Here is a 14,776-nt window from a genome sequence, read left to right on the forward strand (position 1 = left end):
CCATGTCTACATACCTTATTGGCGACGTTCACGGTTGCTACGATGAACTGATCGCATTATTAAAGCAGGTTGCGTTTACCCCTGGCAGCGATACGCTATGGCTTACCGGTGATTTAGTCGCCCGCGGCCCGGGCTCGCTGGAGGTTTTACGCTACGTAAAATCCCTTGGCGATAGCGTGCGTATTGTCCTTGGCAATCACGATCTCCATCTGCTGGCCGTCTTCGCCGGCATTAGCCGCAACAAGCCGAAAGATCGCCTGAAGTCACTGCTGGAAGCGCCGGATGCCGATGAGCTTCTCAACTGGCTGCGTCGCCAGCCGCTGATGCAGATTGATGAAGAGAAAAAGCTGGTGATGGCCCATGCCGGCATCACGCCGCAGTGGGATCTGCCAACGGCGCAGCAGTGCGCGCGCGATGTTGAAGCGGTGCTCTCCAGCGACTCCTATCCGTTCTTCCTCGACGCCATGTATGGCGACATGCCCAACAACTGGAGCAGCGAGCTGAGCGGCCTTGCGCGACTGCGCTTTATCTCCAACGCCTTTACCCGCATGCGCTACTGCTTCCCGAACGGGCAGCTGGATATGTATGCCAAAGAAGCGCCTGAGGACGCCCCGGCGCCCCTGAAGCCGTGGTTTACCATCCCCGGTCCGGTGGCGAACGAGTACAGCATTGCTTTTGGCCACTGGGCTTCGCTGGAGGGACGCGGAACGCCTGAAGGCATTTATGCCCTGGATACCGGCTGCTGCTGGGGGGGAGATCTCACCTGCCTGCGCTGGGAAGACAAGGCGTACTTCACCCAGCCGTCGAACCGGCAGAAGGATCTGCATGAAGGTGAGGCGGTCGCCTCCTGAGAAAGATCCCGGATAGCTGCGCGTTATCCGGGTTATCTGAGAAGCCCTGTTCCCGGAAGCTTAGCGGCGTTCCAGAACTTCGAAGCAGTAGCTATGCGAGTTCTGCGCATCGGCGTCGTGGAATTCGCTGAATACCGATTCCCACTGGTCCGGATCGTAATCCGGGAAGTGGGTGTCGCCTTCCACTTCAGCATCAATATGCGTCAAATAGAGCTTATGGGCTTTCGGCAGGAACTGCTCGTACACGCGGCCGCCGCCGATCACCATCATCTCTTCAACGTCGCCGCAGGCGGCAATCGCTTCATCAACCGACTTAACCCACTGCACGCGATCGTCACTCCCGGGCTGGCTGCTGATCACGATATTTTTACGTCCAGGCAGCGGACGACCAATAGATTCCCAGGTCAGACGCCCCATAATCACCGGCTTGTTTAACGTATTACGTTTAAACCAGGCGAGATCGGCAGGCAGGTTCCATGGCATGGCGTTTTCCATACCAATGACGCGATCCACCGCTAACGCCGCAATCAGACTGATCATTGAATATTTCCCAAATACAAAAAATTGCCGCCACTATACGGAAAGCATAATACTTCGTCGACTGGACGGAGAGTAAAGAATACGAAAATTTTCGGATTTGCCGGCGAGCCCACGTCAGCCTCGTGAGCCGCCAGATGAGAACGGCGCGCGATGCCTTAAGCTGAAGGCTTATTCTCCGGCTCGTCGGCAATATCCCCCGTATGCCTGCCCTCTTCCGTACCCTGCCAGCCGTGGCGCTGGACCAGCGACAGATGGGTGCGGTCTTCGTTGATGATGCCGGTCAGCATATCGCTGGTGCGCTTAAAGACCGCCACGCGGGAAGCCGGGTCGTTTTCCGCCATCTCCACCATCTCTTCCACCATTTTGATATTGAAACGGCGGAACAGATCGGCGCGCTCGCGCGCCTCATAGGCGCCCAGGCCCAGCGCCTCCAGCGCCATGCGCCCGGACTTCAGCGCCGCTTCAAAGGTTTCACGCTCGGGCGCCTCGACCCCGGCCTGGCGCAGCTGAATATAGTGATCGATATCGCGGGCCCGCGAGATAATTTGCAGATGCGGGAAGTGCTCTTTCGCCAGCTCAACCAGCTGCAGGCTGGCCTGCGGATCGTCGATAGCGTTTATCAGCACTTCCGCTTTTCCCGCTCCCGCCGACTCCAGCAGATCGGCCCGCGTCGCGTCGCCGTAGAACACCTTCATATCAAATTTACGCAGCGCCTCAACGTGGTCAGGATCGTGGTCGAGGATGACCATCTTCACCCCGCCGGAGAGCAGCACGCGGCCGGCGATCTGCCCGTAGCGGCCAAAACCGGCGACAATCACCCGCGGCTGCTCTTCATCAATCTCATCGGCCTCGCGCGCCTGCCCGGAGGATGATTTTTCCAGCCGGGTCAGCAGCACCAGCAGGATCGGCGTCGCCGCCATCGACAGCGCCACCGCCAGGGTCAGCGCCCTGGCCCACTCGCTATCCAGCACCTCGGCCATTTGCGCGGCGCCGAATACCACAAAGGCAAACTCGCTTCCCTGCCCCAGCAGCACCGCAAACCAGCGGCGCTGGGCGCGCGGTACGCCGAGAGGTTTCGCAATCAGCCACAGCATGACGCCTTTGATGACCAGGAACCCGGCCAGCAGAATCAAAATGCGCAGCGGATGAGTCACCAGGGTGCCAAAATCCACCGACATCCCGACGCCAATAAAGAACAGCCCCAGCAGCAGCCCCTTGAACGGTTCAATATCGCTTTCCAGCGCGTGGCGGTACTCCGAGCTGGCCAACAGCACCCCGGCAAGGAAGGCGCCCATCGCCATCGATAGCCCGACCTCCTCCAGCAGCAGCCCAAAACCAAAGACCAGGAACAGGGCTACGGCGCTGAACACCTCCCGCAGGCCGGAGCGGGCAACGAAGCGCAGCACCGGCCGGGTCAGGTAGCGACCGAGCACCACTACCAGCGCCAGCGCGCCCGCCACCTTCAGCGCCGACAGGGCAAACGCCCACAGCGTGGTGGAGCCGCCGCTGCTGGCCAGCAGCGGGATCATCGCCACCAGCGGGATGGCCGCGATATCCTGAAACAGCAGCACCGCAAAGGCGCTACGCCCCATTTGCGAAACCGTCAGGTTGCGTTCATTCATGGCCTGCATCGCGATCGCCGTAGACGACAGCGCCAGCGTCATGCCGATAAGCTCAGCCACCTGCCAGCGCATTCCCAGCAGCATGCAGAACAGGCCAATCAGCGCCCCGCAGGCCACCATCTGCAGCGCCCCGCCGCCAAATACCGAAGCCCGCAGCTTCCACAGGCGCTGCGGGTCGAGCTCAAGGCCGATCACGAACAGCATCAGCACCACGCCGATTTCGGCGAAGTGGAGGATCGTCCCGGCGTCGGTCACCAGCTTCAGCCCCCACGGACCGATAATACAGCCGGCGATCAAATACCCCAGCACCGAGCCGAGGCCAAGGCGGACGGCAATCGGTACGATCAGCGCGGCGGACCCGAGATAGATCAGCGCCTGTATCAGCGTATGGCTATCCATTGTGCGCCTCCTGCCATTCGATTAAGCGTTGTCGATAGCGGCGCGCCTGCGCCTGGAGGGTTTCGTCGTCGCAGATAAAGGTGCAGTGCATCGCAAACGGCGGCAGCCACTTCATCCCGCAGTACAGTCCGGTAGCCTGCAGCGGCTGGGCCAGCACGTCAAAACCGGGGAAGGAGCCAATATCGAAGTGGCTTTCGCCGCCGCCGGTGGTGACCGCCCACATCAGCGATTTACCGTGCAGGGCGATGCCGTTATGGCCGTAGGCCCAGCCGTGCGACAGCACCTTGTCCAGCCACAGCTTCAGCAGAGGCGGAACGCTGTACCACTGTAAGGGATGCTGCCAGATAACCAGATCCGCGCGGGCCAGCGCCGCCTGTTCGGCGGCGACGTCGATATTAAAATCGGGGTAAAGTTGATAAAGGGAGCGTATCTCTACGCCATCCAGCGTCCCTGCCTGCTCAAGCATCCGCTTATTCGCATGCGAGTGATGCGGATAGGGATGGGCATAAATTATCAGAATCATTGATTAGCCTGCGTTAACTCTTGTTGTAATCAGCAAGAGTGTAGTCAGTTAATCGAAGCGCTTACAATGATAACTGTGATTTATGTCGCCTTATCCTACGCGTTCCGCGGCTGCTTGCTGACGCTGACATCGGGCTCGCTGCCCGCAAGGTCGCAGCGTTTCGGCAGCAGGAAGGTCATGGTTCCGGCAATGATTAACGATCCGGCAAGCGCGCAGACCGCCACGTTTTGTCCGTACAGATAGATCATCACGCCTACCAGATAGGGGCCGCAGAAACCGCCGAGATTCCCGAGGCCGTTAATCACCCCGCGCGCGCTGCCGGCCACTTCCGCTGAGGCAATCCGCCCCGGCATCGACCAGAACGGACTGGTTGCCGATTTCAGGAAGAAGCCGCAAATCACCAGCGCAATATAGGCCGCCACCACGTGTTCGCGCAGCACCACCGACGCTACCAGCGCGGCGGCAAAGCTGTAGAGCGAGAAGCGGACCCACAGCCGACGCTTGCCGCTGCGATCGCTAAATAATGAAATTACGTAGATCCCGGCGAGGGTAGCGACGAACGGCAGCACCGCCAGCAGGCCAACGCTGGCCATGTTACCGCCGGTCAGTCCTTTAAGAATGGTCGGCAGCCACAGGGTATAGCCGTAATCGCCGGTCTGGTAAAAGAAGTTGAGGATCACCAGCTTCATCAGCCCGGAATTGCGGAAGACGTCTTTTACCGGCGCGTTGCTCACCGCATCTTCCGCCAGTTTGGCCGCCCGCTCCGCGGCGAGGGTGGTGACCAGATAGTTGCGCTCCTTCTCCGGCAGCCAGCGGGCCTCTTCCGGGCGGTCGCTAATCATGTACCACCACACCGCCAGCACCACCAGCGACAGCAGCCCTTCGATAATAAACAGCCAGCGCCAGTCGAGCGCGGCGATAATGGCGCCGGAGACCGGGGCGGTCAGCATGCCGCCCAGCGGGGCAAACATCATGACAAAAGCGTTGGCCCGGCCCAGCTCTTTTTCCGGGAACCAGTTGCTGACCATCGTCAGGACCACCGGCAGCATCCCACCTTCGGAAACGCCGAGAATAAAGCGCAGAACCAGCAGCTGATATTCGTGGGTCACAAAGCCGGTCGCCACCGATACTATCGCCCAGGCTACCAGCGACCAGGCAATAAAACGTTTTCCGCTGCCGTTTACCGCAATCCGCCCACCGGGTATTTGCAGAAATAAATAGCCAATAAAAAATATACCGCTGGCAACACCGGCCATCTGGCTGGTAATACCTAAATCCTCTTCCATGCCACCGGGTAAAGCAAAACTAATATTAACCCGATCCATAAACGAAATAATACAGGCGATCAGCACCGGCGTAATAATACGCAGCCAGCGGGTGCCGGGAATTTTATCATTCATATTTCGCACTCTCTATGCAGAGGTTATCGTTGTAATTTAAGAACCTGTCCCACCAGGTTCTCATTGGCGCTGGGTACAGAAATAAGAGCGGTAATTAATTAATAGCGTTGGGCAGCGGGTTCCCGGAAAAATAAGCGGCGACGTTAGCAAACACCACATCACTCATTTTCTGTCGGGTTTCATGGGTTGCGCTGGCAACGTGCGGTTGCAGGACCACATTATCGAGCGCAATCAGCTCGGCGGGAACCCGCGGTTCGTCTTCAAAGACGTCGAGAGCGGCCCCGGCGATAACACCGTTTTGTAACGCCTGAATCAGCGCCTTTTCGTCGACCAGCGACCCGCGGGCGATGTTGATAAGCCACGCCTGTTTTGGCATCACGTTAAAGACGGAGGCATCGATCAGCCCGCGGTTGGCTTCACCGCCGGAGGCGGCAATCACCAAAAAATCGCTTTCATGGGCCAGGGTATGCAGATCGGCGCACCACTGATAATCGAGCCCGGCCACCTGCTTACGGTCGGTATAGAGCACCTGCATATCAAAGCCACGGGCGCGGCGGGCGATGGCCTGGCCAATATTGCCCATCCCCAGCAGGCCGATGCGCTTGCCGCTGACCTGAGTTGCCAGCGGCAGGCCGCCGTTCAGCCAGCGGCCTTCCCGCACAAAGCGGTCGCCCTGACACAGCTGGCGCGAACCGGCCAGCAGCAGCCCCATAGCCAGGTCAGCGACATCGTTGGTCAACACGCCGGAAGTGATGGAGACGGCGATCTGCCGGGAGCGGGCATACTCTAAATCCACCGCATCGGTACCGACGCCGAAGATAGCGATCAGGCCAGCGTGCGGCAGCAGCTCCAGCACGCTGTTCTGCACGCCGACGTCTCCACGGGTCACGACGGCCGCAACGTTCTCTCCCTGCTCGCGCAAAAAGGCGATCGGATCGTCCTGCTCGTACAGGCGCAATAGCGGGAATTCGGCGGCCAGCTGCTCCTGTAAGGTCTCAATAACGGGGGCTACTAAAAGGACGGCTCGGGTAATAGCACTATTCATCGGATCACCTGTTTGAAGTTTCATAACGACTGTAGCCACTATCAAACGGTTTTTTGTCGCGGCGTTTTGCGATCTGCATCACGCTGAATCGTGTTAAAAATAGCTGTTACACCGTCCGTGATCGATAAGACAAAACCCGCGGATTGCGGGCCTGGGGCGGATCGTACCTTAACCTTCTGCTAACACGGCGCTATCGTCACGCCAGCGGCGCTATATGGTTTCCCCCATCGACAGGCGATAGTGCAGATCGACCTTTTCAATGGTTGGCAGTCCTTTGATTTTTTTAATTAATATCTCTGTTGCGACCTTGCCCATTTCAAAGCGTGGCGTCAGGACGCTCGCCAGGCGCGGCGAGATAATCTGGCCGATTTCCAGGCCATGAAAACCGGCTATAGCCAGCTCTTCAGGCACGCTGATACCAGATGCCAGGCACTCCTGTAACACGCCAACCGCCAGATCGTCATTGGTGCACAGAATGCCGTCCATGCGGGCATACATCTGGCGCGCCAGGGTCATCATCCCGGTACCGATCGATACCGACGACACCTTGTTCGGCGCGATACGTCCCACCGCCAGCCCGGCATTTTCCATCGCCTGGCAGTAGCCGGCGTAGCGCTGCTCGTCGCGCACGTCGGACATCGCGCCAAAATAGACGATCTGCCGTTTACCGCTCGCCAGCAGCATATTGGTCATATCGAAACCGGCTTTGAAGTTGTCAAAGCCCACGTTGATACGCCCCGGATTCTCCGCCAGCCCCATCACCTCCGCGACGGGGATTTTCGCCGCATTGAGGTACTTATCGGCCCGCAGGGTGTGGGCAGATTCGGTCAGCAGCAGGCCTTTGACGTTAAAGGCCAGCACGGCGGCAATCTGCTCCTCTTCGCGCTGGCGGTCATAATCATAGTTCACCACCAGCGTCTGATAGCCGTGGGCGGCGGTAACCGATTCGATACCGGCCAGCAGGTCGGCAAAGATTTGGTTATGAAAGGAGGGGATCAGTACGCCAATGCGCGGCACGACGACGCCGATCATCGCCGGATTATCGGGATCGGGCTCATAGCCAATTTCCGCAATCACGCTGGCGATGCGCTCTGCCGTCTCCGGTTTGACTTTATCCGGCGTACGTAAATAGCGGCTGACGGTCATTTTGGTTACGCCAGCCAGCGCTGCAATATCATTGAGCGTTATGCGTTGTGCTTTCATCTACCTGCCCGTCAAATACGTCCACTGCATCAGGTTATTATGCCTGCCGATGAACAAAAAGAGAATCGAACCTCACTATCGTTAACCCCTTGAGTAACGGTAATTTACGCCCGGCTTCACGTTTAATGTAACCCCTTTTCGTAACACCGTTTTGAGTGATCTCCATCACGGTTTTACCCGGCAAAAATCCGTGAGATAGAGCACAGGTTCTTCCGCTTCACCTTTTTGTGGATCAGGAATAAAAGCGCACACCGTCATTTATATTCAGCCGTTAATCAGGATATCAAGATGAAAGATCTTTTCAGCTTACAAGGCAAACGCATTTTAATTACTGGTGCCGGGCAAGGTATTGGTTTTGTCATGGCGCAGGGCCTTGCGAAATATGGCGCAGAAATTATTATCAACGATATTTCTGCCAGCCGTGCAGATGATGCGGTCATGAAATTACGTGACGAAGGCGCCATCGCTCATGCGGCGGTATTTAATGTTACCGATGCTGATTCCGTCGAGCAGGCAATTAGTCACATCGAAGAGGAAATTGGTGCCATCGACGTATTATTTAATAATGCGGGCATTCAGCGTCGCCATCCGTTTACCGAATTTCCGGTACAGGAATGGAACGATGTTATTTCCGTGAACCAAACCGCGGTATTCCTCGTCTCCCAGGCCGTGGCGAAACGAATGGTCGCTCGCCAGCGCGGAAAAATCGTCAATATCTGTTCAATGCAGAGCGAGCTTGGCCGCGACACCATTACGCCGTACGCCGCCGCCAAAGGCGCGGTAAAAATGCTGACCCGCGGCATGTGCGTCGAGCTGGCCCGCTATAACATCCAGGTCAACGGCATCGCGCCGGGCTACTTTAAAACCGCCATGACCCAGGCGCTGGTTGATGATAAAGCCTTCACCGACTGGCTGTGCAAGCGCACGCCGGCCGCCCGCTGGGGCGATCCGCAGGAGCTGGTTGGCGCAGCGGTGTTCCTGTCGTCTAAAGCCTCTGATTTCGTCAACGGTCATCTGCTGTTCGTCGACGGCGGCATGCTGGTTGCTGTCTAAGTAAGGAGCGCATTATGGCAGGGCAATGCATTATTTTGATGGGTGTCTCAGGCACCGGAAAGACCACCGTCGGCCAGGCGTTAGCCCAGGCGCTCGGCGCGAAATTTATCGATGGAGACGATCTTCATCCACGGCAGAACATCGTCAAAATGGCCGCCAGCCAGCCGCTCAATGACGAAGATCGCGGACCGTGGCTGGAACGGATTGCGGACGTGATTTTTAGCCTTGAGCAGAAGAATGAGTCGGGCGTGCTGGTGTGCTCGGCGCTGAAGAAGCGCTACCGCGATCGGCTGCGCGAGGGCAGCGGCAATCTGCGCTTTCTGTGGCTGACCGGCGATTACGAATGCATTCTGCAGCGGATGCAGCAGCGTAAGGGGCATTTTATGCCGGAGGCGCTGCTGCGCAGCCAGTTTGCCGCGCTGGAGACGCCGGACGCCAGCGAGAGCGATATTTTAGCCGTTGATATTGCCCCCGACGTCGCCAGCATCGTGGCGCAGTCATTACATTTACTAGAGCATCAATCACTACAGGGAATGCCGGCATGATTATTGATACCTTAACCGCTGCGGCAAAAAATACGTTCTATCCGTCGGTTATTCGTCAGGCGCTGCAGGCTGTCGTCCAGCAGGACCCGCACTCGCTGCCGCCGGGGAAATATACGGTCGATGGCGATAACCTGTTTTTCACCGTGGTCGAAGGCCAGACGCGCCCGCTGGCGGAACAGCGTCCGGAGTACCATCGTCAGTACATTGATATTCATATCGTGCTGGCAGGGACTGAGATTATTGGCGCCGGAAATAAAGGGCTGACAATCACCGCGGACGGGCCGTTTAAGGACGCCCATGATATTGGCTTTTGCACAGAAATTAGCAGCGAAACGCTGATTCACTTACATCCTGAGGAGCTGGCGATTCTGTTTCCCGGCGAGCTTCATCGGCCGATGGGCGCCACGGATGCCGGCGCGCCGCTGCGTAAAATTATCGTCAAAATAGACCACGCCCTGCTGTAAAACCGGTAACGATAACCGGCCCCGCATTCACCCTCGCGGGGCCCTGGATAACGATTAGTTATCCAGCTCGTCCATCGATTTCACCTGATCGCGATTGATCTGCTCGGTGCGGCCGGTTGCGGCATTTTTGTAAGAGACCATGCCGGTATCGCTATCCACCTGCGGCTTGCCGTCCGTCACGATGGTTCTGCCATCGGTGGTTTTCAGCGACTGATTTGATGAGCACCCCGCCACAAACAACACTGCCGTCGCTGCCAGCGCGGATGCCACCAGAATTTTGTTCCGCATTGTATCCTCCTGTTTTTTCGTCAATGAGTATTGTTATCGTGCTAATTATAGTTAGCCCGAGCAGGGGGGAAGTTAAAAGCAGAACTCTCCGAAGATGACCAACATAAAAAAACGGGCCGACGATAACGTCAGCCCGTTTGGTTCCGCAGCCGGCAGCGCCGGAACGGCTTATTTTTTGATTTGCGCGTGCATTTCCTGAACCGAGGTCACCTTCTCCATAGCGTTGGCGTTCAGCGCCATCGCCGTGGCGAAGCCGCCGTTCAGGGTGGTGTCGTAATGCACCTTGTACTGCAGGGCGCTGCGGCGAATCAGCTTGGAGTCTTCAATCGCCTGGCGGCCTTCGGTGGTGTTGATGATGTAGGTGTATTCGCCGTTCTTGATACGGTCCTGAATATGCGGACGACCTTCATGCACCTTGTTCACCAGGCGCGGATTGATACCGGCTTCGCCGAGAACAATCGCGGTACCGTGGGTGGCATCCAGCTCGAAGCCGAACTTCAGCAGCTTAGCCGCGAGGTCCACCACGCGCTCTTTGTCGCCTTCACGCACGGAGAGCAGCGCGCGGCCATGTTTTTTCATCGTCGAGCTGCTGCCCAGCTGCGCCTTGGCGAAGGCTTCCGCAAAGGTGCGGCCGACGCCCATCACTTCCCCGGTAGAGCGCATTTCAGGCCCTAACAGCGGGTCAACGCCCGGGAACTTGTTGAACGGCAGCACCACTTCTTTTACCGAGTAATACGGCGGGATAATCTCTTTGGTCACGCCCTGCTGCGCCAGCGTTTGGCCGGCCATCACGCGTGCCGCCACTTTAGCCAGCGGAACGCCGGTGGCTTTGGAGACAAACGGTACGGTACGCGCGGCGCGCGGGTTCACTTCAATCAAATACACTTCGTTGTTTTTGACCGCGAACTGCACGTTCATCAACCCGCGTACCTGCAGCTCGAAGGCCAGCTTTTGCACCTGCTCGCGCATCACGTTCTGAATGTCCTGGCTCAGGGTGTAGGCTGGCAGAGAGCACGCGGAGTCGCCGGAGTGAACGCCGGCCTGCTCGATGTGCTCCATAATGCCGCCAATCAGCACCATCTCGCCGTCGCAGATAGCGTCAACGTCGACTTCTACCGCATCGTCAAGGAAACGGTCCAGCAGCACCGGCGCGTCGTTAGAGACGCTTACCGCGGTCTGGAAGTAGCGACGCAGGTCAACCTCGTCGTAGACGATTTCCATCGCCCGACCGCCGAGAACGTAGGACGGACGCACCACCAGCGGGTAGCCAATCTCTTTGGCCTTCTCAACGGCCATCTCAATCGCGGTCACGGTGGCGTTCGCCGGCTGTTTCAGCTTCAGACGGTCAACCGCCTGCTGGAAACGCTCGCGGTCTTCCGCACGGTCAATCGCGTCCGGGCTGGTGCCGATAACCGGCACGCCGGCCGCTTCCAGCGCGCGCGCCAGCTTCAGCGGAGTCTGGCCGCCGTACTGAACGATAACGCCCTTCGGCTTCTCGATACGCACGATTTCCAGCACGTCTTCGAGGGTCACCGGCTCAAAGTACAGGCGGTCGGAGGTGTCGTAGTCGGTGGACACGGTTTCCGGGTTACAGTTAACCATAATGGTTTCGTAACCATCTTCGCGCAGCGCCAGCGAGGCGTGCACGCAGCAGTAATCGAATTCGATACCCTGACCGATACGGTTCGGGCCGCCGCCAAGCACCATAATTTTATCGCGGTCAACCGACGGGTTCGCTTCACACTCGTCTTCATAGGTTGAGTACATGTAGGCGGTATCCGTTGCGAACTCCGCCGCGCAGGTATCCACGCGCTTGTAGACCGGGTGCAGGTTGTACTGGTCGCGCAGCTTGCGGATTTCCGCCTCGCGAACGCCCGCCAGCTTAGCCAGACGCGCGTCGGCAAAGCCTTTACGCTTAAGCATCCGCAGGAAGTCAGCGTCAAGGCCGTTGATACCGGCCTCCTCCACTTTCTCTTCCAGGCGCACCAGCTCTTCAATCTGCACCAGGAACCAGCGATCGATGTTGGTCAGGTTGAAGACGCCGTCAACGGACAGGCCCGCGCGGAAGGCGTCGGCGATGTACCAGATACGCTCGGCGCCGGCGTCTTTCAGCTCGCGGCGAATTTTGGTCAGCGCTTCCGGGTCGTCGAGGCTCACTTTAGGGTCAAAACCGGTTGCGCCCACTTCCAGGCCGCGCAGAGCTTTCTGCAGCGACTCCTGCTGGGTGCGGCCAATCGCCATCACTTCGCCGACCGATTTCATCTGCGTGGTCAGGCGGTCGTTAGCGCCGACGAACTTCTCGAAGTTGAAGCGCGGGATCTTGGTGACGACGTAGTCGATAGAGGGTTCGAACGATGCCGGGGTACGGCCGCCGGTAATGTCGTTCATCAGCTCATCAAGGGTGTAGCCCACCGCCAGCTTCGCCGCCACTTTGGCAATCGGGAAGCCGGTCGCTTTCGAAGCCAGCGCCGAAGAGCGTGATACGCGCGGGTTCATTTCGATAACAATCAGGCGACCGTCTTTCGGGTTCACCGAGAACTGGACGTTGGAACCGCCGGTTTCAACGCCGATTTCGCGCAGCACCGCCATCGAGGCGTTACGCATCACCTGGTACTCTTTATCGGTCAGGGTTTGCGCCGGGGCCACGGTGATGGAGTCACCGGTATGGATGCCCATCGCGTCGAAGTTTTCGATGGAGCAGACGATGATGCAGTTGTCGTTCTTATCGCGCACCACTTCCATCTCGTACTCTTTCCAGCCGATCAGCGATTCATCGATCAGCAGTTCGTTGGTCGGAGAGAGATCCAGGCCGCGGGTACAAATTTCTTCAAACTCTTCGCGGTTATAGGCGATACCGCCGCCGGTTCCGCCCATGGTGAAGGAGGGACGGATGATGCACGGATAGCCCACGTCAGCGGCAACCGCCAGCGCTTCTTCCATCGTGTGCGCGATACCGGAACGTGCGGTGTCGAGGCCAATTTTCTTCATCGCCACGTCGAAGCGACGACGGTCTTCCGCTTTATCAATCGCGTCGGCGGTGGCGCCAATCATGGTGACGCCAAACTCTTCCAGCACGCCCTGACGTTCCAGCTCCAGCGCGCAGTTCAGCGCCGTCTGGCCGCCCATGGTCGGCAGTACCGCATCCGGACGCTCTTTTTCGATGATTTTGCGTACCACTTCCCAGTGGATCGGCTCAATATAGGTGGCATCGGCCATTTCCGGGTCGGTCATGATGGTGGCTGGGTTAGAGTTCACCAGAATGACGCGGTAACCCTCTTCGCGCAGGGCTTTACAGGCCTGGGCGCCAGAGTAGTCAAATTCACAAGCCTGGCCGATAACGATCGGGCCAGCGCCAAGAATCAGGATGCTTTTTATATCTGTACGTTTTGGCATGGCTTTTTTCTCCTGATTATTTCGCGGACTGGCGGTACTGCTCAATTAACTCGATGAAATGGTCGAACAACGGCGCGGCATCGTGCGGGCCTGGGCTCGCCTCCGGGTGTCCCTGGAAGCTGAAGGCTGGCTTATCGGTGCGGTGAATGCCCTGCAGCGTACCGTCGAACAGGGACTTGTGGGTCACCCGCAGGTTAGCTGGCATGGAGGCTTCGTCTACCGCAAAACCGTGGTTCTGCGCGGTAATCATCACCACGTTATTATCAATATCTTTAACCGGGTGGTTGCCGCCGTGGTGGCCGAACTTCATCTTAACGGTCTTCGCTCCGCTCGCCAGCGCCAGCAGCTGATGGCCGAGGCAGATGCCGAATACCGGAATATCGGTGGTGAGGAATTTCTCAATTGCCTCAATCGCATAGTCGCACGGCGCCGGGTCGCCTGGGCCGTTGGAGAGGAAGATGCCGTCTGGATTCAGTTTCAGAACCTCTTCTGCAGAGGTTTTTGCCGGCACGACCGTCAGGCGGCAGCCGCGATCCACCAGCATGCGCAGGATGTTGCGCTTAGCGCCGAAATCGTAGGCCACCACGTGGAACGGCAGCTCGCTTTCCGCCTTCGCTTCCGGCAGGTCGCCCTCCAGAGTCCAGCTCCCCTGCGTCCAGCGGTAGGTTTCTGAGGTGGTGACTTCCTTCGCCAGGTCCATCCCGTTGAGGCCTGGGAATGCTTTTGCCTTTTCCAGCGCCAGCTGCGCGTCGAGGCTATCGCCAACGATGATGCAGCCGTTCTGCGCGCCTTTTTCACGCAGCAGGCGGGTCAGCTTACGGGTATCGATATCGGCAATCGCCACGATGTTATGGCGCTTGAGGTAAGAAGAGAGGTCTTCGGTATTACGGAAGTTGCTGGCAATCAGCGGCAGGTCGCGAATAACCAGACCCTGAGCATGCACCTGGGAAGACTCTTCGTCGGCGGCGTTGGTGCCGACATTACCGATATGGGGATAAGTAAGGGTGACAATTTGGCGAGAATAGGAAGGATCAGTGAGGATTTCTTGATAACCGGTCATTGAAGTATTGAAAACGACTTCCCCAACCGCCGTGCCCGTTGCCCCGATGGCCCGACCGTGAAACTGGGTTCCGTCTTCCAGAACCAATAGCGCTGACTTAATCAAAACACCCTCCAGAGAATATTCACTCACTTTATTTGCATATTAATGCATTCGCGTAGCATGAATCAATGCAAATTTGCTTACCTATGGATTTCTGGCAAACGGCGGCATTCTGGAGAGATGTCGGGGAAAAGTCAACTTAAAGCGCATATTTTTAATATCATTTTACGCCACTGGCTCATTAGCGCTGCTTTAGCGGCTAAAAAGATCAACAAACTAGCCTTAGAAAACGCTTGCGCAGCGTCTGGATTGTAAAACATTGCCCATCAACATGAAAAAGTAGACCAG

13 protein-coding genes are annotated in these 14,776 nt (G+C 57.8%); 4 read left to right on the forward strand and 9 right to left on the reverse strand.

Annotated elements, in window-relative coordinates; all coding sequences use genetic code 11:
• The first annotated feature begins 2 nt into the window (after window positions 1–2).
• Window positions 3–851, forward strand: a complete 849-nt coding sequence (gene apaH, locus NWP14_RS24450) for a bis(5'-nucleosyl)-tetraphosphatase (symmetrical) ApaH (protein ID WP_095103833.1) — start codon at window positions 3–5, stop codon at window positions 849–851.
• 60 nt (window positions 852–911) lie between these two features.
• On the opposite strand, the gene folA is transcribed toward apaH, so the two are convergent.
• From folA to NWP14_RS24480, 6 genes are all read right to left on the reverse strand, one after another.
• Window positions 912–1,391, reverse strand: coding sequence for a type 3 dihydrofolate reductase (gene folA, locus NWP14_RS24455; protein WP_095103835.1), 480 nt, complete (start codon window positions 1,389–1,391; stop codon window positions 912–914).
• Window positions 1,392–1,546: 155 nt separating this feature from the next.
• Entirely contained in the window at window positions 1,547–3,412 is a 1,866-nt protein-coding gene (gene kefC / locus NWP14_RS24460; RefSeq protein WP_095103837.1) for a glutathione-regulated potassium-efflux system protein KefC, read from the reverse strand.
• On the reverse strand, window positions 3,405–3,935 hold the full coding sequence (gene kefF, locus NWP14_RS24465; RefSeq protein ID WP_095103839.1) for a glutathione-regulated potassium-efflux system oxidoreductase KefF: 531 nt from the start codon (window positions 3,933–3,935) through the stop codon (window positions 3,405–3,407). The genes kefC and kefF overlap by 8 nt, the downstream gene beginning before the upstream one ends.
• A 95-nt stretch (window positions 3,936–4,030) precedes the next feature.
• Complete coding sequence (locus NWP14_RS24470; protein WP_095103841.1) at window positions 4,031–5,335, reverse strand: MFS transporter; 1,305 nt, start codon at window positions 5,333–5,335, stop codon at window positions 4,031–4,033.
• Between the two features lie 94 nt (window positions 5,336–5,429).
• Window positions 5,430–6,380 carry a 2-hydroxyacid dehydrogenase gene (locus NWP14_RS24475; protein ID WP_331834541.1) on the reverse strand — a complete coding sequence of 317 codons (951 nt, stop codon included), beginning with the start codon at window positions 6,378–6,380 and terminating at the stop codon, window positions 5,430–5,432.
• A gap of 210 nt (window positions 6,381–6,590) precedes the next feature.
• A complete protein-coding gene (locus tag NWP14_RS24480; RefSeq protein ID WP_095103845.1) occupies window positions 6,591–7,583 on the reverse strand; it encodes a LacI family DNA-binding transcriptional regulator in 993 nt (330 codons plus the stop codon).
• A 288-nt stretch (window positions 7,584–7,871) separates the two neighbouring features.
• Here NWP14_RS24480 and idnO point away from each other — a divergent pair, with 288 nt between their 5' ends.
• Genes idnO through NWP14_RS24495 form a run of 3 tightly spaced genes read left to right on the forward strand, consistent with a single transcriptional unit; the run spans window position 7,872 to window position 9,645 of the window.
• Complete coding sequence (idnO, locus tag NWP14_RS24485; RefSeq protein WP_331834540.1) at window positions 7,872–8,636, forward strand: gluconate 5-dehydrogenase; 765 nt, start codon at window positions 7,872–7,874, stop codon at window positions 8,634–8,636.
• Window positions 8,637–8,650: 14 nt separating this feature from the next.
• On the forward strand, window positions 8,651–9,181 hold the full coding sequence (locus tag NWP14_RS24490; RefSeq protein WP_331834539.1) for a gluconokinase: 531 nt from the start codon (window positions 8,651–8,653) through the stop codon (window positions 9,179–9,181).
• On the forward strand, window positions 9,178–9,645 hold the full coding sequence (locus tag NWP14_RS24495) for a YhcH/YjgK/YiaL family protein (protein ID WP_095103851.1): 468 nt from the start codon (window positions 9,178–9,180) through the stop codon (window positions 9,643–9,645). The genes NWP14_RS24490 and NWP14_RS24495 overlap by 4 nt, the downstream gene beginning before the upstream one ends.
• Window positions 9,646–9,699: 54 nt before the next feature.
• Here the strand turns inward: NWP14_RS24495 and NWP14_RS24500 are convergent, their stop codons facing one another.
• From NWP14_RS24500 to carA, 3 genes are all read right to left on the reverse strand, one after another.
• Window positions 9,700–9,933: a YgdI/YgdR family lipoprotein gene (locus tag NWP14_RS24500; RefSeq protein ID WP_041143999.1), complete on the reverse strand. Its 234-nt coding sequence runs from the start codon at window positions 9,931–9,933 to the stop codon at window positions 9,700–9,702.
• A 168-nt stretch (window positions 9,934–10,101) separates the two neighbouring features.
• Entirely contained in the window at window positions 10,102–13,326 is a 3,225-nt protein-coding gene (gene carB, locus NWP14_RS24505) for a carbamoyl-phosphate synthase large subunit (protein ID WP_095103853.1), read from the reverse strand.
• A 16-nt stretch (window positions 13,327–13,342) separates the two neighbouring features.
• The gene (gene carA, locus NWP14_RS24510) at window positions 13,343–14,491 is read right to left on the reverse strand and encodes a glutamine-hydrolyzing carbamoyl-phosphate synthase small subunit (RefSeq protein WP_375216131.1); all 1,149 of its coding nucleotides are present in this window, start codon (window positions 14,489–14,491) and stop codon (window positions 13,343–13,345) included.
• Window positions 14,492–14,776 lie beyond the last annotated feature (285 nt).

The organism is Klebsiella sp. C349492 (assembly GCF_042055345.1).
In the GTDB taxonomy this organism is placed as follows: domain Bacteria; phylum Pseudomonadota; class Gammaproteobacteria; order Enterobacterales; family Enterobacteriaceae; genus Klebsiella; species Klebsiella scottii.

Coding starts and splice junctions, on each gene's coding strand:
- apaH (WP_095103833.1), top strand. CDS start 3: ATGTCTACATACCTTATTGGCGACGTTCACGGTTGCTACGATGAACTG.
- folA (WP_095103835.1), bottom strand. CDS start 1,391: ATGATCAGTCTGATTGCGGCGTTAGCGGTGGATCGCGTCATTGGTATG.
- kefC (WP_095103837.1), bottom strand. CDS start 3,412: ATGGATAGCCATACGCTGATACAGGCGCTGATCTATCTCGGGTCCGCC.
- kefF (WP_095103839.1), bottom strand. CDS start 3,935: ATGATTCTGATAATTTATGCCCATCCCTATCCGCATCACTCGCATGCG.
- NWP14_RS24470 (WP_095103841.1), bottom strand. CDS start 5,335: ATGAATGATAAAATTCCCGGCACCCGCTGGCTGCGTATTATTACGCCG.
- NWP14_RS24475 (WP_331834541.1), bottom strand. CDS start 6,380: ATGAATAGTGCTATTACCCGAGCCGTCCTTTTAGTAGCCCCCGTTATT.
- NWP14_RS24480 (WP_095103845.1), bottom strand. CDS start 7,583: ATGAAAGCACAACGCATAACGCTCAATGATATTGCAGCGCTGGCTGGC.
- idnO (WP_331834540.1), top strand. CDS start 7,872: ATGAAAGATCTTTTCAGCTTACAAGGCAAACGCATTTTAATTACTGGT.
- NWP14_RS24490 (WP_331834539.1), top strand. CDS start 8,651: ATGGCAGGGCAATGCATTATTTTGATGGGTGTCTCAGGCACCGGAAAG.
- NWP14_RS24495 (WP_095103851.1), top strand. CDS start 9,178: ATGATTATTGATACCTTAACCGCTGCGGCAAAAAATACGTTCTATCCG.
- NWP14_RS24500 (WP_041143999.1), bottom strand. CDS start 9,933: ATGCGGAACAAAATTCTGGTGGCATCCGCGCTGGCAGCGACGGCAGTG.
- carB (WP_095103853.1), bottom strand. CDS start 13,326: ATGCCAAAACGTACAGATATAAAAAGCATCCTGATTCTTGGCGCTGGC.